We start from the raw sequence: 18,830 nt of genomic DNA, 5'->3' as shown, positions 1-18,830 counted from the left end.
TGGCTTCATATGCGTCATTGCGCGGCCTCGATATCGGCGAGCGCACCCTTCTTGACGGCCCGTGCAAGAACAATGCGCTGGATTTCAGACGTACCTTCGTAGATCTCGACAATGCGCTGGTCGCGATAGCATCGCTCCACGACATTCGGTTTCACATAGCCCCGGCCACCAAGGATCTGCACCGCGTCGTCCACGACATCATGGGACGCTTCGCTGGCATAGAGCTTGGCCATGGCGCCGAGCGTTCCGATGTCCTTGCCCTCGTCATAGCGGCGAGCCGCTTCATACGTGAACATGCGCGCCGCCGACAGGTGCATGGCCGCATCGGCCAGCTTGAAGCCGACGCCCTGATGGTCGATCAGGGTGTGGCCAAAGGTCTTGCGGGTCACCGCGTAGCGCCGCGCGGCGTGGTACGCACAGAGCGCGATGCCGTTGGCCTGGGCCGCCACCACCACCCGCCCGACAGTGAGCGTTGCCAGAGCCAGCTTGAGGCCATCGCCTTCGGCGCCAACGATGCTGTCTGCCGGCACCCAGACGTCGAGCCTGAGGTTGGTCGTTGTCGTGCCACGGATGCCCATCTTGTCTTCATAGAAATCGACGACAAGACCCTCGGTATCCCGCGGCACCACGAATGCTGAAATCGCCTTGCGCGTGGCCACGTCGCCGGTGCGGGCAAAGACGATGAAATGCTTCGAGTGGCCACCGTTGCCCAGCCAGCACTTCTCGCCACGAATACGCCAGCCGTCGCCCTCGCGCACCGCCGTCGCCTGGATGGCCGACGGGTCGGAACCTGCTTCGCGTTCGCTGAGGGCAAAGTTCACCGCCTCACCGCGCCGGGCCAGTCCGCCGAGCAGCGCCTGCTTCTGGGCTTCACTGCCGGCCAGCAGAATCGGAAACGCGCCCAGTGCCAGCGCCGCCAGGATCGCCGACGTCGACGCGCAACCCTGTGCCACGGCTTCGACCACGGCGACCACGGCCGTCAGCGATGCACCTTCGCCGCCATATGCCTTCGGCACGAACATGCCGGAGATCGTCGCCTCGAGCAGCCTGGGCAGATGCTCGACCGGATAGCGTTGGTCCCGGTCGATTGCCTCGGCCAGTGGCGCAAAGGCTTGCGCGGTCAAGGCTTGCGCCTGTTGTTGCCACCTCGATTCGGACTCGCCCAATTGCGGGTGCCAAAGCTCATTCATATGCGGTCTCCTGTCATGCCTCTTGGCTAGTCGATGGCGTCATTTCATCTGGAATCTTTGATACGCTCCAGCTAGCATGGAGTAATCTTTGTTCTGCTTTTGCGATTAAACGATGCTCGATGTCCGTCAACTGCAGTGCTTCCTCGCGGTAGCGGAGGAACTTCACTTTGCGAAGGCGGCGGATCGCCTGGGGGTTGCGCAGTCAGGCCTGAGCACGCAGATCCAGCGGCTGGAGAAAGACCTGGGCGTCCCGCTGCTGAACCGCAACAAGCGCAAGCCGGTCACGCTGACCGATGCCGGCCGGCTGTTCTACGCGGAAGCGGAAGCCGCATTGCGCCACATAGCGCGCGCCGACCAGGTCGGCCGGCTGGCTGCCAGAGGGCTTGCCGGGGTTATCCGCATTGGCTACGTCGCCTCCGGCGTCAGCACCGGTCTGTTGTCAAGGATGTTGGGTGACTTCCGCAAGCACCATGAGCTGGTCCGGGTCGAGGTCGTACCCATGGAGACGCCACGCCAGCTCGACGCGCTGAACGATGGCCGGATCGACGTGGGCATCGTCAGGCCACGGCGACTAGGTCCGGCAGGAATCGAGACGAAGATCGTGCAAACCGAGCGCTTGCTGACTGCGATGGCAAGCCACCACCCGCTGGCCAGGCGCGGACCGGTTGCGGCCCGGGAGTTTGCCGATCAGCCGTTCATCATTCCGCAGTTTGCCGACGAGGAAGGATTTGGCTTCGCATTGACCGCGCTGGGAAAGGCGGGAGGCTTTACGCCGCGCCTGGAGTATCGCGTGCAGGACTTTATTTCGGCCGCCAGCCTCGCCTCCGCGGGGTACGGGGTCGCGATCGTGCCGGAGTCGATGCAGAACTTCTCGCAGCCTGGGGTCTTCTACAAACCGGTTGCGGATTTCCGCCTGGCAGTCCATCTCGCGCTGGCCTATCGCCGGCGCGAGATGTCGCCCGCGGTCAGGGCCTTCGTGAAGCAAGCCGTGGACGCGAGCATGGCGGCAAAGAGCTGAGCGCCGGCCGCGCTAGCCGACAAAGCCCGCAAACGCACGCAGGTCCACATTCCCGCCCGACACGATAATACCCACGCGCTTGCCCTTCACATCGAGCTTGCCATGCAGCACCGCGGCCGCGGCCAGGCAGCCGGTGGGCTCGGTGACGATCTTCATGCGGCCGGCGAAGAACTTCATGGTCTCGACCAGTTCGACGTCAGACACGGTGGCGATATCCGTCACCAGTTCGCGGATCACGGCGAAGGTGTGGTTGCCCAGGTACGGCGTCTGCGCCCCGTCGGCAATAGTGCGCGGGGTGTCGATGCGAACGATCTCGCCGCTGCGCAGGCTGCGCTGGCCGTCGTTGCCGGCCTCGGGCTCGACACCGTACACGGCGCATCCGGGCGCCATCGCCTGTGCCGCAACCGCGCAGCCGGACAGCAGGCCACCGCCGCCCAGGCACACCACCAGCATGTCCAGCGGACCGGTTTCCTCGAACAGTTCCTTGGCCGCCGTGCCTTGTCCGGCCATCACATGCGGGTGGTCGTAGGGCGGGATCAGCGTCATGCCGCGCTCCCCGGCGATGCGCCGGCCCAGGGCCTCGCGGTCGTCGCGGTAGCGGTCGTACAGCACCACCTCGGCGCCATAGCCGCGCGTGGCCTCGATCTTGATCGCGGGGGCGTCCTGCGGCATCACGATCACCGCCTGCACGCCCAGCAGGCGCGCGGACAGCGCGATCGCCTGCGCGTGGTTGCCGGAAGAGAACGCCAGCACCCCGCCCGCCTTCTGCTGCGGCGTGAACTGGGCAATGGCGTTGTAGGCGCCGCGGAACTTGAAGGCACCGATGCGCTGGAAGTTCTCGCACTTGAAGAACAGCTGCGCCCCGGTGGCCGCGTCGGCGGTGGCGGAGGTCAGCACCGGGGTGCGATGGGCAGCCGCGCGGATGCGTTCGTGCGCGGCGGCAACGTCGTCGAAGGAGATCGGCAGGGCGGTCATGGCGGTGGCGATGGAAGGGAAGTGGGACAGGCAAGTCTACCCGCCCCGCGCCGCCGATGCATCCGCCGGTTTGCTCCCGGTTTGCTCCCCTCTCCCGGAGGGAGAGGGAGTACGGCGGCGCTACGCCGTTGCCATCGCACCCACCGCACGCTGTGCCAAACCGGGCGCCCCGACACGTCCACTACCCTCACCAGGCAGGCGGAAGAACGCCACCACCTCGCTCAGTTCGCGGCCCTGCTCTTCCAGCGCGCGCGAGGCATTGGCCGCTTCGCTCACCAGCGATGCGTTCTGCTGCGTGACCTGGTCGATCTGCACGATGGCCTGGTTGACCTGCTCGATGCCGCGGGTCTGCTCGGCCGACGCCGTCGCGATCTCCTCGACGATGCCGGTCACGCGCGCCACCGCCTGGGTCACCTCGGTCATGGTCTGGCCGGCCTCGCTGGCCAGCGACGAACCATCCTGAACCTGCCGTCCCGACGCCTCGATCAGGTCCTTGATTTCCTTGGCCGCGCTGGAGGAACGCTGGGCCAGCCCGCGCACCTCGCTCGCCACCACGGCAAAGCCGCGGCCCTGTTCGCCGGCGCGCGCCGCTTCCACCGCGGCGTTCAGCGCCAGGATATTGGTCTGGAACGCAATGCCCTCGATGATGCCGGTGATCTCCGCGATCTTGCTCGAGCTGGCGCTGATGTCCTGCATCGTGCCGACCACGCGCTGCACCGTGGTGCTGCCGCGTTGCGCCACATCGGCGGCGTTGCGCGCGAGTTCGCTGGCCTGGCGCGCATTCTCGGTGTTCTGGCGCACGGTCTCGGTCAGCTCCTCCATGCTCGCCGCGGTCTGCTCCAGCGAGGCCGCCTGCTCCTCGGTGCGGCTGCTCAGGTCGGCGTTGCCGCGGGCAATCTCGCTGGTGCTGATGGCGATATTGCCGCTGCTGGCGCGCACGCGGGTGACGGTGCCGGTCAGGCGCTCGTTCATGTCGCGCAATGCCGCCAGCAGGCGGCCGGTCTCGTCATCGCGGTCCACTTCGATGCGCGCGCCCAGGTCGCCGCCGGCGACGGTGCCGGCCACCTCCACGGCGCGCTGGATCGGGCGCGTGATGGCACGCGTGATCAGCACGCCGCCGGCAAGCGCAATGACCGCGGACACCAGCGAAATCAGCACCAGCAGGTTGCGCTGGCGCTCGTAGTCCGCCTCGAGCCTGCGCTCCATTTCCTTCTGGCGGCTCCTGGTGAACTCGGCGTAGGCATCGGTCGACCTGATCAGCGCCGCCAGCAACGGACGGCATTGCTTGTCGATCCGGCCGATGGCTTCCTCGATCTTGCGCTCGACTGCCAGCCCGACAATGCCGGTGGCGACCGGACCATACTGCGCCTCCACCTTGGCGACCTCCTCCACCAGCTTGCGCGCCTCGTCGCTGACGCCAGGTTGGCGCACCATCTCGCTGAGCCGCGCCAGCCGGGTCTGCACGTCTTCGTGCGCGCGCAGGGCATCGGCCTTCTCGCGCTCCAGCTCGGCGGCGTCCGTCACCAGCACCAGGTTGCGCGCCGCGATGGCGCGCCGGTCGACCGCGTTGCGCACCTGCGCCGCCATTTCCGCCCGGGCATTCAACCCGTTCAGGTAGTCATTGAAACCCGCCGTCGCCTCGCCAAGCGCATGCATCGAATACGCCGATACCACCAGCACCACGCCCGCCAGCATGCCGAACCCGGCCAGCAGCCGCGTGCGGATGGACAGACTCCTGAAAATACTCATGATCACTCCCCTTACCGTCCAAGAAGACGTATGCGCTTCCGTTGTTATGGTTCTAACCCTGTTGCATGCCGACTGCGGCATGCCACTGCGCGCCCGTTCCTGCCGGTCGACACGATATGCGGGATCGCCAGGGCGCATGGCCCTGGCTGGCATCCGTGCTCTTTGTTGCGGGGGCTAACGGTAAGGTTGCGGGGAACTGTTCCCTACGAGAGTGGGGGGGCGGGTGCAATGGGCGCGAGGGAGTGCAAAGGGTGCGCCGCGACTCACACTCCAGCGCTACGCCCGACGGTAGGCGCATCGCGCCGCGCCAGCAGGTCCAGCGCAACATCCACGATCATGTCCTCCTGCCCGCCCACCATGCGCCGCTTGCCCAGCTCGACCAGGATGTCGACCGTGCCCAGCCCGTAGCGCGCCGCGGCGGCTTCGGCGTGGCGCAGGAAGCTGGAATAGACCCCGGCGTAGCCCAGCGCCAGGGTCTCGCGGTCGACGCGGACGGGGCGGTCCTGTAGCGGGCGCACGATGTCGTCGGCGGCATCCATCAGCGTATAAAGATCGCAGCCGTGCTGCCAGCCCAGGCGTTCGGCGGCGGCGATAAAGACCTCGAGCGGTGCATTGCCAGCGCCGGCGCCCATGCCGGCCAGGCTGGCGTCGATGCGGTCGCAGCCTTCCTCCACCGCGACAATCGAGTTGGCCACGCCCAGGCTCAGGTTGTGGTGGGCATGCATGCCGGTCTGGGTTTCCGGCCGCAGCACATCCTTGAACGCGCGAAAGCGCTCGCGCACGTCCTGCATGCCCAGCGCGCCGCCGGAATCGACCACATACACGCACTGGGCGCCGTAGCTTTCCATCAGCTTGGCCTGCTGCGCCAGCGCCGCAGGCGTGGTCATGTGGCTCATCATCAGGAAGCCGACGGTATCCATGCCGAGTTTGTGCGCGTATTCGATATGCTGGCGCGAGACGTCGGCCTCGGTGCAGTGCGTGGCCACGCGCACCACGCGCGCACCGGCGTCGTAGGCGGCGCGCAGGTCATGCACGGTGCCCACGCCGGGCAGCAGCAGCGTGGCCACGCGGGCATGGCGCACGGTTTCGGCCACCGCGGCAATCCATTCCAGGTCCGTGTGCGCGCCGAAGCCGTAGTTGAAGCTGGAGCCCGACAGCCCATCGCCGTGCGCCACTTCGATCGAATCGACGCGGGCCGCGTCGAGCGCCGCGGCAATGCGGCGCACGTGTTCCAGGCTGTACTGGTGGCGGATGGCGTGACTGCCGTCGCGCAGCGTCACGTCGGAGATATAGAGCTTCTTGGTAGGTTGTGCGGTCATGTTGGTCTTCCTGCTTTCGATGCGTTCATGGCGTGGCGCCGCGCTCATGCCGACAGCCGGGTCTCGGCCAGGCGCTCGGCGCAGGCCAGCGCGGCGCTGGTCATGATGTCGAGGTTGCCGGCGTAGGCAGGCAGGTAATGCGCGGCGCCTTCCACCTCCAGGAAGATCGAGGTCTTGAGCCCGTGCATCGGCCCCAGTCCGGGGATGTTCAGCGGCGCCGACGCAGCGATGCGCTCGAACTGCACGCGCTGCTTGAGCCGGTAGCCCGGCACATAGGCCTGCACCGCCTGCGCCATGGCTTCGACGCTTGCGGCAATTTCCGCTTCATCGCCGTCCTCCGACAGGGTGAAGACCGTGTCGCGCATCATCAGCGGTGGTTCCGCCGGGTTCAGCACGATGATGGCCTTGCCACGCGCGGCGCCGCCCACCGAGCACAGCGCCCGGCTGGTGGTTTCCGTGAACTCGTCGATATTGGCGCGCGTGCCGGGTCCGGCCGACTTGCTGGAGATCGACGCCACGATCTCGGCGTAATGCACCCTGGCCACGCGCGACACCGCCGCCACCATGGGGATGGTGGCCTGTCCGCCGCAGGTGACCATATTGATGTTGCGTGCGTCCAGGTGCTGGTCGAGGTTGACCACGGGCACCACGTAAGGACCGATCGATGCCGGCGTCAGGTCGACCACGCGCACGCCGTGCTGCTGCAGCACGCGGTTGTGATGCGCGTGGGCGCCGGCGGAGGTGGCATCGAAGGCGATGCGGATCTCGTCGAAGCCCGCCATGCCGACCAGTCCTTCGATGCCTGCAGCCGTCGTCGGCACCCCCAGGCGCGCGGCGCGCGCCAGCCCGTCCGACGCGGCATCGATGCCCACCATCGCCCCCATTTCCAGATGGCGGCCGTGCCGCATCACCTTGATCATCAGGTCGGTGCCGATATTGCCGGACCCGATGATGGCCACCTTGTGGCGGCCGCTTGCTTTCATGTCCATGTCCCTTCCTGCTCGTTATGTCTGGTTGCTCTGGACGCCGCGTCAGCGGCCCAGTTCCCTGGCAGTCTTGCCGCCGATGCCGAACTGCGTCTTCGGCACCTCGGTGATCATCACGCGCACGGTTTCCACCGGCGCGCCCACTGCCTCGACCGCGGCGTCGGTCAGCGCGCGGATCAGGCGCGCCTTCTGTTCTTCGGTGCGGCCTTCGATCAGGAAGACCTGCACGATCGGCATGTTGTGTCTCCTTGTCAGGATCAGGTGAAGCGCATCGACACGGTGCCCAGGTGCTGGTAGCGCACGGTGATGCTGTCGCCGGCTGCCACCGCGATGGCTTCGGTGACGCCGCCGGTCATGATGAAGGTGCCGGCCGGCAGTTCGCGCCCGCGCGCGCCAAGCATGTTGGCGAGCATGGCGACGCTGTTGGCCGGGTGGCCCAGCACCGCCGCGCCGGCGGCGGTGGCCACCACCTCGCCGTTCTTCTCCAGCACCACGCCCAGGTTCTTCAGGTCCAGCCCTTCGGTGCCGCGGTGCGTGCCGCCCACCACGAAGCGTGCCGACGAGGTGTTGTCGGCAATCACGCTTTTCAGGTCGAAGCGGAAGTTCTCGTAGCGCGAGTCGATCACCTCTACCGCCGGCACCACGAAGTCGGTCGCGGCCAGCACGTCGCCGATATGACAGCCCGGACCCTTGAGCGGCGCCTTCAGCACGAAGGCGATCTCGGCCTCGACCTTGGGATGGATCAGCGTGCCGGTATCGATGGCGGCGCCGTCCATGCAGGCGCCGTAGTCGGTGAGAAAGCCGTACACCGGCTCGCTCACGCCCATCTGACGCATCTTGGCGAACGAGGTCAGGCCCATCTTGAGCCCGGCAATGCGGGTGCCGCGCGCGGTCTTGCGCGCACGGATGGCGTCCTGGATGGCGTAGGCGTCGTCCCAGTCCATCTCCGGGTACTCGTCGGTGATCTTGCGCACCGCCTCGTGCCGCAGCTCTGCGTTTTCCAGGTGTTCGGCGAGATGGGCGATAGTGTCTTCTATCAGGTTCATGGCTGGTTTTCCGCTGGATTGATGAATGGACGGAGGTCAGACAAAGCGCACCCCGGCCGAGCCGATGCCGCCCAGGCTGATGCGCAGCTGGTCGCCGGCGGCCACGGGCACCATCGCGGCGAGCGATCCGGACAAGATCACTTCGCCGCGCTTCAGCCCGATGCCCAGTCGCCCCAGCGTATTGGCCAGCCAAGCCACCGCGTTGACGGGATGCCCCAGCGCGGCCGCGCCGGCGCCGGTGGCGACGATCTCGCCGTTCTTCTCCAGCGTCATGCCGACCGTGGCCAGGTCCAAATGGCGCGGATCCACCGCGGCATCGCCCAGCACGAACACGCCTGACGAGGCGTTGTCCGCCACCGTGTCCTGGATCCGGATGTTCCAGTCGCGGATGCGCGAATCGACGATCTCGAAGCATGGCAGCACCCAGGCGGTGGCGCGCAGCACGTCGGCATTGGTCACGCCCGGCCCTAGCAGGTCTTCCTTCAGCACGAAGGCAATCTCGCCTTCGGCCTTGGGCGCAATCAGCGTATCGGCGGGAATCGCCGCGCCGTCGGCATAGACCATGCCCGACAGCAGATGACCAAAATCGGGCTGGCGCACGTCCAGCATGTCCATCACCACGCGGCTGGTCACGCCGATCTTCTTGCCGACCACGCGTTCGCCGGCGTCGAGCCGGTGCTGCACCATCGCCAGCTGGATGCGGTAGGCATCGTCGATGGTCAGGTCCGGCCAGAATTCGGTCAGCGGCGCCAGCGGGCGTCGCGTGGCAAGCGCCTGGTGCAGGCCGGCGCCGATCTCGAGGATAAGTTCGCTATGCATGTTGGGATCTCACAGGCGGACGCAGACGTTGCGAAGCTCGGTGTAAAACTCGAGCGAATGGACACCACCCTCGCGGCCGATGCCCGACTGTTTGGCGCCACCAAAGGCGGTACGCAGGTCACGCAGGAACCAGGCGTTGATCCAGCAGATGCCGACGTCCAGCGCGCTGCCCATGCGATGGGCGGTGCCGAGGTCGCCGGTCCAGACCGTGGCAGCGAGGCCGTATGGGGTGTCGTTGGCCAGCGCGATCACTTCCGCTTCGGTGTCGAACGGGGCGATGTGGCAGCACGGCCCGAAGATCTCCTCGCGGATCACGGCGGCGCTTTCCGGCAGGCCGGTCCAGATGGTGGGCTGCACCCAGGCGCCTTCGGCGAGCGCGCCCGGCATCTGCGGCACGCCGCCGCCGGTGACCACCGTGGCGCCGGCCTCGGCGGCCTTGCGGTAGTAGGCCAGCACCTTGTCGCGGTGCTCATGCGACACCAACGGTCCCATGTTCACGCCGGGCTCGGTGGGCCGCCCCAGCTTCAGGCCCTCGGCCTTCGCCTTCAGTGCGGCGACAAAGCGCTCGAACACGGGGCGCTGCACGTAGACGCGCTCGGTGCCCAGGCAGACCTGGCCGCTGTTCTCGAAGGCCGAGCGCGCGATGCCGGCCACGGCCTGGTCGAAGTTGGCATCGGCAAACACGATGCCGGCGTTCTTGCCGCCCAGTTCGAAAGATACCGGCCGCACGCCATTGGCCGCGGCCTTCATGATGGCCTCGCCGGTGCGGGTTTCGCCGGTGAAGGTGATGCCGTTGACCTGCGGATGCGCGGTCAGGAACGCCCCGGCCGAATCCGGGCCAAAGCCATGCACGACGTTGTAGACACCCGCCGGCACGCCGGCTTCGTTCATCACCTCGCCCAGCAGCGTCGCGGTGGCCGGGGTTTCCTCCGACGGCTTGACCACCACGGTGTTGCCGCAGGCCAGTGCCGGCCCGACCTTCCACGTCATCAGCAGCAGCGGCAGGTTCCACGGGCACACCACGCCGATCACCCCGCGCGGGCTGCGCACCGCATAATTGATGGCCCTGCCGCCGTCCGGAGTGTCCATGGCAAAGCTCTCGGTCGGCACGTTGCGGATCAGGTCGGCAAAGACCTTGAAATTGGCCGCGCCGCGCGGGATGTCGATATGGCTGGCCAGGCCGAAGGGCTTGCCGGTATCGGCGATCTCGGCCTGCACGAATTCGTCGAAGCGCCGGTTGATGCCGTCTGCCACCCCGTGCAGCAGCTCGACCCGCTGCGCCACGGACATCCGGCCCCACGGGCCGTGCAGCGCTTGGCGCGCTGCCTGCACGGCGGCGTCGACCTCGGCCTGACCGGCCTCGTGCACGTGGCCGATCAGGGTGTTGTCGGCGGGGTTGCGGTTCTCGAACGTGCGTGCGGTGCCGACCCACTCGCCGTTGATGAAGTTCTTGAAGTGTTTCATGTTGGTTCTCGTTGGGGCTGATACTTGCCCGGGCTGTTGGCTTGCCGATTGGTTGCGCCCTCTCCCGCCTGCGGGAGAAGGAGCAAACCAGCGGGAGGCGCGCGCTCGCGCTCAGGTCAGTACATTCAAGAACGCTTCGTTCAGCTTCCTGTCGTGATAGAAAATCGCGCGCCCCAGCTCGTTGTCGGTCCAGGTGATGGTGGGCTTGTCCGGATAGTGGATATAGCCGCCGGAGAAGACCTCGTTGCGGTTGCCGGAGGGGTCGAAGAAGTAGATCGTCGCGCCGCGCGTGATGCCATGGCGGGTGGGACCGATATCGAGCGAGACGTCCTTCTTGGAGATGATGTCGGCCGCCTTCAGCACCTCGCCCCAGTTGTCGAGCAGGAACGAGGCATGGTGGAAGCGGTTCTTCTCCGGGTGGCGGATAAACGCGATGTCGTGGGCCTTGTTCGAGCAGGTCAGGAAGGCGCCGATCAGCGTCTCGCCATCCGGCCCCGCCACCACCTGCTCCGCCAGCGAGAAGCCAAGCACCTCACGGAACAGCTTGACGGTGCCGTCGACATCATCGCCATACAGCAGGCAATGGTCGAAGCGGCTCGGCGCCATGCCACGCAGGTCATCCGGCCAGGGATCGGGATTGAGGTCGCCGGTCTTGCAGCCGGGCTTGTCCTTGTCCGCGAACAGCTCGATCGCATGGCCGGTCGGGATGGTGAAGCGGAAGCGCACGCCGGTGTGCGGGTGCTCGCCGGCGGGTATCCACTGGCAAGCGGTGGCCAGCCCCGATTGCTCGACCTCCCGCGCCAGCCGCTCCAGCGTGTGGCCGCTGTCGACGCGGAAGCCCATGTAGTCCATGCCCGGGCTGTCGGCCTCGCGCAGCACCACGCTGTGGTGGTCGTGCTCGTCCCAGGCCTTCAGGAACACGCGGCCCTGGGCATCGCGCGCGGTTTCGATCAAGCCGAGCACCTCGGTATAGTGTTTCAGCGCCGGTTCCAGCTCCAGCACGCGCAGGGCCACATGCCCCGGGCGCAATACGCCTGTCAATGCCATTTCTGTCTCCTTGTGTTGGGGTTCACTTCCCGGTCATGCGGGTTCGTGCTGGCCGGCATGCCGCTCCAGGCAGCGCTGCAGCAGCGCCACCGGACGCAGCCGGATATCGCTATCCGGATAGGTCTTGCAGGCCAGCACCAGCCCCGCGCGCTGCTCGGCCTCGGTCAGGCAGGCCCGGCTCATCTTGCCGACGTGGTACTGTCCCGCCTCAATACGGACCTTGCACACGCCGCAGCCGCCACCGCGGCAGCCGGCGGGAATGCCACGCTGGCCCAGCACTTCCATGGCACGCAGCAGGTTCTGTCCCGTCGCGCAGGCGTAGCGCTGGCCGCTGCCGGCGATTTCTACGGTATGCATGCATGGCCTCCCCGCTCAGATCTTGAACAGCGGGCTGCGCGCGCTGTTGTGCGCGTCGGCCGCCGACAGGAATTTCTCGGTATGGATATCCGCCTCGAACAGCCGGCCCTGCATCAGCGTGCGGATACAGGCTTCGATCATCGGCGGCGGCCCACACAGGTAGGCCTTGTGCCCGCGGAAGTCGGCGCTGCCGTCGTTTGCGTAGAGCTGGTGCAGCACGTCGTGGACGTAACCGCGCGCGCCACTCCAGCCACTGCCGGCGGGTTCGTCGGACAGCGCCGGCACATAGCAGAAGTTGGGATGGGCCTGAGCCAGCGCCTGGAACTCGTCGTCGTAGTACAGCTCGGCGCGGTTGCGCGCGCCTTGCACCAGCGTGATCGGCAGAGTCTCGCCGGCGGCCAGCAGGTCCAGGATCATCGCGCGCGGACTGGACAGGCCGGAGCCGCCCGCCAGGAACAGCATCGGCACCTGCGCCGACTTGCGCACGAAGAAGCGGCCATAGGGCGCGGAGAATGCCAGTTCGTCACCGACCGCCAGCCGCTCGTGCAGGTAGCCGGTGGCCTGCCCGTCGGGCACGCGTCGCACGTGCAGCTCGACCAGCTCGTCCCCGGGCGCATTGGCCAGCGAGAAGGCGCGCGGCTGGTCGCAGCCCGGCACCTGCAGATTGACATACTGCCCGGCCTGGAAGGCCGCGCGCCGGCCGTCCCTGACGCGCAGCCAGATGCCCAGGATGGTGGGGGTCAGCGCGCGCGTCTCGACCACTTCGGCGCGATAGTCGGCCAGCGGCAGGCCCAGCGCATCGACGTCTTCCTCGATATCGGCCTCGATCACCAGGTCTGACTGCGCGGTCGCGCAGCAGGCCAGGCACTGGCCGTTGTCGCGCTCGAAATCCATCAGCGCGAAGCCGGAGGCGTCGCCCTGCTCGACCTCGCCGTCCACCACCTGCACCTTGCAGGTGGCGCACAGCCCGTGGCAGCAGGCGTGCGGCAGCCACACGCCACTGCGCAGGCAGGCGTCCAGTACGGTCTGCCCCGGCGCGATGGGAATGGTCTGGCCGATCGGTTCAATCGTCAGCGAATACATCTCGGTCTCCTTGCGTACGAACCGTGGCGCCTCAGCTGCCGCTGCCGCCGATGCCGTCCAGCCCCGGCGTGCGGAAGCGGATCACGTCCTTGTGCCCCAGTCCGTTCTGCTCCAGCGTGCGGTCCAGGTCCGGCTGCCAGGGCTGGCCGCCGCGCAGCCACTGCACCAGGCCCCAGTCGATGCGGGCAAAGTCGGGGTGATAGCCGTAGACGCCGGGCAGCACCTGCTCCACCACGTCGCGCAGCGGCATCGACGGCGCGAACGGGAAGCAATGCGGGGCGCAGAACAGCAAGTGGCCGTCCCAGCCGATATAGAGCAGGCGGTTGCCGTGGAACGCATCTTCGCGATCGGCGGGCGCGAAGGTGTAGTCGCCAATGGATACGACGGGCATGGTTGTCTCCTTATCTTGTTATGCGAGCGCTCAGGCGGCCGGCGCGATGCCCTTCCAGGCATTCCAGTTGCGCTGGTCCTGCGAGCCCTCGAAGTCCAGGTTGTCCGCGCCCGGGTTCAGCCGGTACCACCCGAGCACGTCGTCCAGCGTGGTGCCACCGCAGTTGCCCTGGTAGATCTGGTGCACCGGCAGCCACGCCTGCGCGTACTTGGCGGGCTCGTCGTCGAAGATGTCCTTGCAGCCGTCCGAGCAGAAGTGGAACTTCATGCCGTGGTAGCTGCTTTCGCGGTAGCAGGTCTGGGTCGGGTCGTCCGGCTCCGAGAACACCATCGGGATCTGGCAGGTCTGGCACAGCATCGGCAGCGTGGCGTTGTAGAAGCGTTCGCCGGCCTGCTGCCGCGCCTGCCAGTGCTCCAGGCGCGGCTTGTAGTAGCGCTCGAAGGTCTGCGGGTATTTCTCGGCCAGCCATGCCATCTCGTCGGCCCTGGGCACCCAGGTATGGAAGGCGGCGGCACCCGCATAGTTGTAGAACGTGGCCCAGGCCTCGTGCGTGATGCGGTCCTTGGTGCGGGTAGCCACGTCGTGGTACTTGGGCATGCGCAGGCCGTAGCGCTCCAGGTCCTTGAACAGTGCCCCGCCCGCCTGCTCGAAGTACATCTCCCACGCTTCGGCCCACGACATCACGCGCTTGGGCAGCATGTAGTCCATCATCATCCCGACCAGCGTCAGCAGGCGGAAGCCGCGCCAGAACCATTTGTCGAGCCACTTCTGCAGGATCGGGATGTTGCCGGGATCCTGCTCGCACAGGAACTTGACCACCTCCAGTCCCAGCGTCATGTGGCGCGACTCGTCCGACTGCGCCGAGAAGCCGAAGGTCACCGTGGCCATGTCGCCGTTGTAGGCCGCGCCGGACATGAACGGCATGAACAGCAGGTTGGTTAGCACGTACTCGAACGAGAACGAGATCGCGGTGATGAACTCGAACGGCCCCGCGCTCATCGCGTCCTCGAAGTAGGACTTGGGCACCGACAGGTACCAGACCCGGTCGTGCATATGGCGCCACTCGCCAAAGCCGTGGAAGTACTTGTTGTAGACCGACAGCGTGTGCAGCTGGGTCTGGGCGTGGCGCAGCTCGTCGATCGACTGCATCTGCGCCGCCACGCGCGCGCCGGCGCCGCGGAAATGCCGGCCCAGATGCGCGTAGCCGCGATGCGCGGCGTATTCCAGCGGCGTCACGCCGGTCAGGAACAGCCGCAACGCGTTCAGGTAGCGCGGGTCGGATACGTTGAGGTGGCCGTTGTTCTGCACGAACGAATCGATGATCGCGTACAGCTTGCGCTCCTTCTCGGACTGGTATTTCCAGTAGGCATCCATGGTCATGCGGAACGGGTCTTCCCACTTGTCCCAGTCGTGGATCTTGATCCCTTCGTACTTGTCGAAAGGAAAGACCTGGTCCATCGGCTCGTAGGTCGTTTCCCAGGCCAGGTCCCGCGTCATCGAGGCGTACTTCTCGCGCAGGTTGAGCTTCTTGCGTGCGTCCATGATGTCTCCGTGATGTTTGCGATGCCGCGGCGCGGTCAGGCGTTCCAGCGCAGCGTGAAGGCGTCTTCGTCCTCGTCGATGTTTCCGCACAGCGAGATCAGGTTCAGGTGGATCTCCTGCAGGTCCCAGTCGCGTCCGAGCTTGCCGGCCACCAGTTCACGCACGATGGTGAGGTGTCCGGGCGCATCGATCTTGACCATGGCGGGGAACTGCGACACCACCGCATGCGGGTTGGCTTCGGTGATGGCGTCGATGATGGGGCGGGTGTCGTCGTTGTTCTGCAGGGCGATGTAGACGTTGGCGGCGGTGTGCATGGGTGGGCTCCGTGGGTCCGTGGGGTCAGGCGGCAAGGCCAAGCTTGCTCAACCGCACTGCAAGCTGCTCGCGGCACAGCGCGACCATCTGCGCGCCATCGGCGCCGGTCAGTGCGTTGGCGACCGGCACCAGCGCTTCGGCCACCTGCGCGGCGGCGGCATGCGCCCAGCCGGACAGCAGCACGCGGTTGGCATCGGACTCGGCCGCGGCGGCCTGGACCACCGCGTCGACCCAGCGCGCATGCTCGTCGCGCCAGTCGTTCATGAACTCGGTCAGCACCGCCAGCCCGGTGCCGCAGGCGCGCGCGATGACCGCATCGGCGTGCTGGTAGACCAGCGGGTAGAGCATCCCGTCGAGCACCAGGTTCTGGACCACGAAGGTCTCGAACCAGTCCGCGGTGACAAAGGTGTGTTCGACGAAGCGGCGCAGCGGCTGCCACGCGGCGCCCTCCAGCCAGGCCACCCTGGCCCGCTCCAGCGCGACGCCGGTATTGCCATCGAGCAGCATGCCGATGCGCGACAGGTACTGGGCAATGCCCAGGCGATCCATGGCGCAATAGGTGCAGGCCTGCGTGATCGCCGTGCCCCAGCCGTAGTCGGCGCAGTAGAAGTTGTTCATGTTGGCGCCCCACTCCACGTGGCGCAGCGGCAGCAGGCCGGTGGCCAGGCGCTCCTGCCATTCGGCCGGCAGCGCCTGCAGCAGGCCGCGCTTCTCGACGAAGGCAAAGCTCTTCTCGGCGGCGTCCTGCTGGCGCCCGCGCGCGGTCACGTAGGCGCCGTAGTAAAACTGGCGCGGGTCCTTCAGCGCATACCAGTCCTGCATCACGATCGCGGTGCGGCGCTTGTCGTACAGCTCGAAGCCGGGGTCCCAGGTGGGGCGGTAGTGGAAGTTCACCTCCGACTGCACGTCGTAGGTCGCCTCCTGGTAGCGCGACGCCGGCTTGTCGCCGAAACGGCGCGCGACATGGCCGTAGGTCTGGCGCAGCGGCTGGATCTGCTGGGTCTTGATATCGACTTGCATCGCTTGGTCTCCTGTATCCCTTCTCTTTGTGATGCGGTGGCGGCGGGTGGACGAGCCGCTTCAGTCGTCGGCTTCGGGCTGCGGCGAGGCTTCGAGCGCAGGCAGGAAGCGCACGCGGTTGACGCAGCAGAAGGCTTCGAACATCGGCTCCGGCATGATCAGTTCGACGTTGAGCTCGGGGTCGGCCACGCTGAAGGCGAATTGCACAAACCCTTCCGGGGTACGGCCCTCAACCCGCACATAGCGCGGCGTGGCTTCGAACAACGGGACGGACGGGGTGGTCATGGCGCGCTCCTCGGGGTGGCTGGACGCGGGCCTTACTGCGAAGACCGTGCCAGCGGCCGCAAGGCGTTGTGGGACAAGGGTTTCCGGGAATCGGCGGGGGCCAGCGTGCGCGTTTACCCGAAACGGCGGGCACGACAGCCATCGATGAATTGATGAAGCGGTCCGCGCGCCTTGATCAAATGATCAAAAGCCCCGCCGGGCGGGCGTTTGCGGGCAGCATGAAACGAAGGGGGCGATGGCGCTGCGGCGCAGCAGCGCATGCGGGACAGGAGAAGGAAAGGGCTTGATCCGTCAGCGGAAAATCGCTCGCGCTGCGCAGCATCGTGCGGATGCAGGGCGATGCACGGCCCGGGAGCGCATGCATCAAATGATCAAATGGAAAAGCGGAAGGGAAAGGAAGCGCGGCCTCAGTCGCCCTGCCCATTCCCCCCGCGCGCACCCCGCGTCTTCCACCGATACGCCAGCTGCGGCCGCGTAATCCCCAGCAGCCGCGCGGCCTGGCTCATGTTGCCGTCGGCGCGCTGCATGGCGGCCTCCATCAGCACGGTCTCGACATCGCCCAGCGCCAGCTGCTGACTCGACATCTGGTCCAGCAGCGCATGGACCGCGGCCTCGCGCAGGTCCGGCAGCGTGCCGCCCGCGCCCAGCCGTGGCGCGGTATCCAGCGGCGGCGCCACGGTGCCCGGCAGGAACAGGTGGTCGGCGCCGATCTGGCCGCCGTGGCTGGCCAGGATCACGCCGCGCTCGATCACGTTCTCCAGTTCGCGCACGTTGCCGGGCCAGTCATAGTGGCGCAGTTCGGCCAGCGCACGGTCGGTGATGCCGACGATGCGCTTGCCGTGGCGCGCGCCGTAGCGGGCCACGAAGCGCTCCGCCAGCGGACGGATATCGTCGAGCCGTTCGCGCAGCGGCGGTATCGTGACCGGGTAGACGTTGAGGCGGTAGTACAGGTCCTTGCGGAAGGTGCCCTGCTTCACCGCTTCGGCGAGGTCGACGTTGGTGGCGGCCACCAGCCGCACGTCGACCTTGCGCGCAGCGGTGCCGCCCACGCGCTCGACCTCGCCCTCCTGCAGCACGCGCAGCAGCTTGGACTGCGCCGAGGCCGAGAGCTCGCCCAGTTCATCCAGGAACAAGGTGCCGCCATGCGCGCGCTCGAAGCGGCCGGGCCGCGACTGGGTCGCGCCCGTGAAGGCGCCCTTCTCCACGCCAAACAGCTCGGACTCGATCAGTTCATCGGGAATCGCCGCGCAGTTCACCGCGACGAAGGGCTTGTCGGCGCGCGCGCTCACGCCGTGCAAGGCCTGCGCGAAGCGCTCCTTGCCCACGCCGGTCTCGCCCAGCAGCAGCACCGTCACGTTGCTGGCGGCCGCACGCTGCAGCAGGTCCCACGCCGCGCGAAAGCCGGGCGAGGTGCCGACCAGGTCGGCCGGCGTAGCCGCCCCGCCCTGCAGCGCGCGCAGGTGCTCGACCTCGCTCTGCAAGGCGATCAGGGTCTCGATCACGGGGTCGGGCTGGTACAGCGCCAGGGCCTGCGCGCCATCTTCCCAGGCTTCCACCGGCTTGCCGACGATGCGGCAATGCGGATGCCCGCAGGCAATGCACTCGACCTCGCGATACAGGATGGTGCGGCCCATCAGCGCCGAGGTGTAGCCGGTGGCATAGCCGATCTGCATCCAGCAGGCAGGCTGGTCCACGATGCCGAACAGCTGCCGGTGCACGTCTCCCTCGAACGAGTCTTCCCACAGGAACTCGCCGTCGTAGATGCCGGCGGCGATGTCGATATCGACCTTGACCGGCGTGACCCGCACCACCCCCTCGATGGTATGCAGGCAAGGGCCGATCTCGAGCTGGCCGAAGTCGCTGTGGCCCGCGCGCAGTTTCCTGGCCACTTCGGCATCGCGCATGCCCGAATGAAAGCCCATGCGCGTGAACAGCCCGCGCGCGCGCTCCATGCCCAGGGTGTCCACCAGTTCCTTGCGCAGCGCGGCCAGCGCTGCGGTGTGGATCAGGATCATGCGCTGCTCGTCCAGCCAGATCGTGCCCTCCTCCATGGCGAAGCGCAGGCGGCGGGCAAGATCGGCCAGGCCATCGCGCATGGTGGCCGAGAACTTGTCGGTTGAACTGCTCATTGTCTCCCCTCAGTGCCGGCGGATGATCCGCTCGAATGTGCCTTTCGGCTGGCATGCTACGCACATTATGTGCCAGGGAGAGAGATGGCGCGTCG

19 protein-coding genes are annotated in these 18,830 nt (G+C 67.1%); 1 reads left to right on the top strand and 18 read right to left on the bottom strand.

Annotation, left to right across the window (positions count from 1 at the left end; all coding sequences use genetic code 11):
- Positions 1-14 precede the first annotated feature (14 nt).
- Positions 15-1,190, bottom strand: coding sequence for an acyl-CoA dehydrogenase family protein (locus MKD38_RS09440; protein ID WP_252676189.1), 1,176 nt, complete (start codon positions 1,188-1,190; stop codon positions 15-17).
- Positions 1,191-1,302: 112 nt separating this feature from the next.
- Here MKD38_RS09440 and MKD38_RS09435 point away from each other — a divergent pair, with 112 nt between their 5' ends.
- The gene (locus MKD38_RS09435) at positions 1,303-2,208 is read left to right on the top strand and encodes a LysR family transcriptional regulator (RefSeq protein WP_252676187.1); all 906 of its coding nucleotides are present in this window, start codon (positions 1,303-1,305) and stop codon (positions 2,206-2,208) included.
- Positions 2,209-2,220: 12 nt separating this feature from the next.
- Here MKD38_RS09435 and MKD38_RS09430 read toward each other — a convergent pair whose 3' ends face one another.
- The 17 genes from MKD38_RS09430 to poxR all read right to left on the bottom strand — a co-directional run bounded on the left by MKD38_RS09430 (position 2,221) and on the right by poxR (position 18,735).
- Positions 2,221-3,183, bottom strand: a complete 963-nt coding sequence (locus MKD38_RS09430) for a threo-3-hydroxy-L-aspartate ammonia-lyase (RefSeq protein WP_252676185.1) — start codon at positions 3,181-3,183, stop codon at positions 2,221-2,223.
- 120 nt (positions 3,184-3,303) lie between these two features.
- Positions 3,304-4,932, bottom strand: coding sequence for a methyl-accepting chemotaxis protein (locus MKD38_RS09425; RefSeq protein WP_252676184.1), 1,629 nt, complete (start codon positions 4,930-4,932; stop codon positions 3,304-3,306).
- 263 nt (positions 4,933-5,195) lie between these two features.
- A complete protein-coding gene (gene dmpG / locus MKD38_RS09420) occupies positions 5,196-6,251 on the bottom strand; it encodes a 4-hydroxy-2-oxovalerate aldolase (RefSeq protein WP_252676183.1) in 1,056 nt (351 codons plus the stop codon).
- A 44-nt stretch (positions 6,252-6,295) separates the two neighbouring features.
- Positions 6,296-7,240: an acetaldehyde dehydrogenase (acetylating) gene (locus MKD38_RS09415; RefSeq protein ID WP_252676182.1), complete on the bottom strand. Its 945-nt coding sequence runs from the start codon at positions 7,238-7,240 to the stop codon at positions 6,296-6,298.
- 42 nt (positions 7,241-7,282) lie between these two features.
- Positions 7,283-7,474 carry a 2-hydroxymuconate tautomerase gene (gene thmT / locus MKD38_RS09410; RefSeq protein ID WP_252676181.1) on the bottom strand — a complete coding sequence of 64 codons (192 nt, stop codon included), beginning with the start codon at positions 7,472-7,474 and terminating at the stop codon, positions 7,283-7,285.
- Positions 7,475-7,494: 20 nt separating this feature from the next.
- Positions 7,495-8,283, bottom strand: coding sequence for a 2-oxo-3-hexenedioate decarboxylase (dmpH, locus tag MKD38_RS09405; protein WP_252676180.1), 789 nt, complete (start codon positions 8,281-8,283; stop codon positions 7,495-7,497).
- Positions 8,284-8,319: 36 nt separating this feature from the next.
- Positions 8,320-9,102, bottom strand: coding sequence for a 2-oxopent-4-enoate hydratase (gene dmpE / locus MKD38_RS09400; protein WP_252676179.1), 783 nt, complete (start codon positions 9,100-9,102; stop codon positions 8,320-8,322).
- A 9-nt stretch (positions 9,103-9,111) separates the two neighbouring features.
- On the bottom strand, positions 9,112-10,566 hold the full coding sequence (locus tag MKD38_RS09395; protein WP_252676177.1) for a 2-hydroxymuconic semialdehyde dehydrogenase: 1,455 nt from the start codon (positions 10,564-10,566) through the stop codon (positions 9,112-9,114).
- A gap of 111 nt (positions 10,567-10,677) precedes the next feature.
- A complete protein-coding gene (locus MKD38_RS09390) occupies positions 10,678-11,613 on the bottom strand; it encodes a catechol 2,3-dioxygenase (RefSeq protein ID WP_252676175.1) in 936 nt (311 codons plus the stop codon).
- A 33-nt stretch (positions 11,614-11,646) separates the two neighbouring features.
- A complete protein-coding gene (locus MKD38_RS09385) occupies positions 11,647-11,970 on the bottom strand; it encodes a 2Fe-2S iron-sulfur cluster binding domain-containing protein (RefSeq protein ID WP_252676173.1) in 324 nt (107 codons plus the stop codon).
- A gap of 15 nt (positions 11,971-11,985) precedes the next feature.
- Positions 11,986-13,053, bottom strand: coding sequence for an NADH:ubiquinone reductase (Na(+)-transporting) subunit F (locus tag MKD38_RS09380; RefSeq protein WP_252676171.1), 1,068 nt, complete (start codon positions 13,051-13,053; stop codon positions 11,986-11,988).
- 31 nt (positions 13,054-13,084) lie between these two features.
- A complete protein-coding gene (locus tag MKD38_RS09375; RefSeq protein ID WP_111520028.1) occupies positions 13,085-13,444 on the bottom strand; it encodes a phenol hydroxylase subunit P4 in 360 nt (119 codons plus the stop codon).
- Positions 13,445-13,474: 30 nt separating this feature from the next.
- Positions 13,475-14,986, bottom strand: a complete 1,512-nt coding sequence (locus tag MKD38_RS09370; RefSeq protein ID WP_252676169.1) for an aromatic/alkene/methane monooxygenase hydroxylase/oxygenase subunit alpha — start codon at positions 14,984-14,986, stop codon at positions 13,475-13,477.
- Positions 14,987-15,021: 35 nt separating this feature from the next.
- Complete coding sequence (locus MKD38_RS09365; RefSeq protein ID WP_252676167.1) at positions 15,022-15,300, bottom strand: MmoB/DmpM family protein; 279 nt, start codon at positions 15,298-15,300, stop codon at positions 15,022-15,024.
- 25 nt (positions 15,301-15,325) lie between these two features.
- Positions 15,326-16,321, bottom strand: coding sequence for an aromatic/alkene monooxygenase hydroxylase subunit beta (locus tag MKD38_RS09360; RefSeq protein WP_252676165.1), 996 nt, complete (start codon positions 16,319-16,321; stop codon positions 15,326-15,328).
- Positions 16,322-16,381: 60 nt separating this feature from the next.
- Positions 16,382-16,606 carry a phenol hydroxylase subunit gene (locus MKD38_RS09355; protein ID WP_252676163.1) on the bottom strand — a complete coding sequence of 75 codons (225 nt, stop codon included), beginning with the start codon at positions 16,604-16,606 and terminating at the stop codon, positions 16,382-16,384.
- Between the two features lie 407 nt (positions 16,607-17,013).
- Entirely contained in the window at positions 17,014-18,735 is a 1,722-nt protein-coding gene (gene poxR, locus MKD38_RS09350) for a phenol degradation transcriptional regulator PoxR (RefSeq protein WP_252676161.1), read from the bottom strand.
- Positions 18,736-18,830 lie beyond the last annotated feature (95 nt).

This window comes from Cupriavidus sp. WGlv3 (assembly GCF_023952475.1).
GTDB lineage: Bacteria > Pseudomonadota > Gammaproteobacteria > Burkholderiales > Burkholderiaceae > Cupriavidus > Cupriavidus phytorum.
Note: the sequence above shows the minus strand (reverse complement) of the source record. Positions and strands in the feature narration are given on the sequence as shown.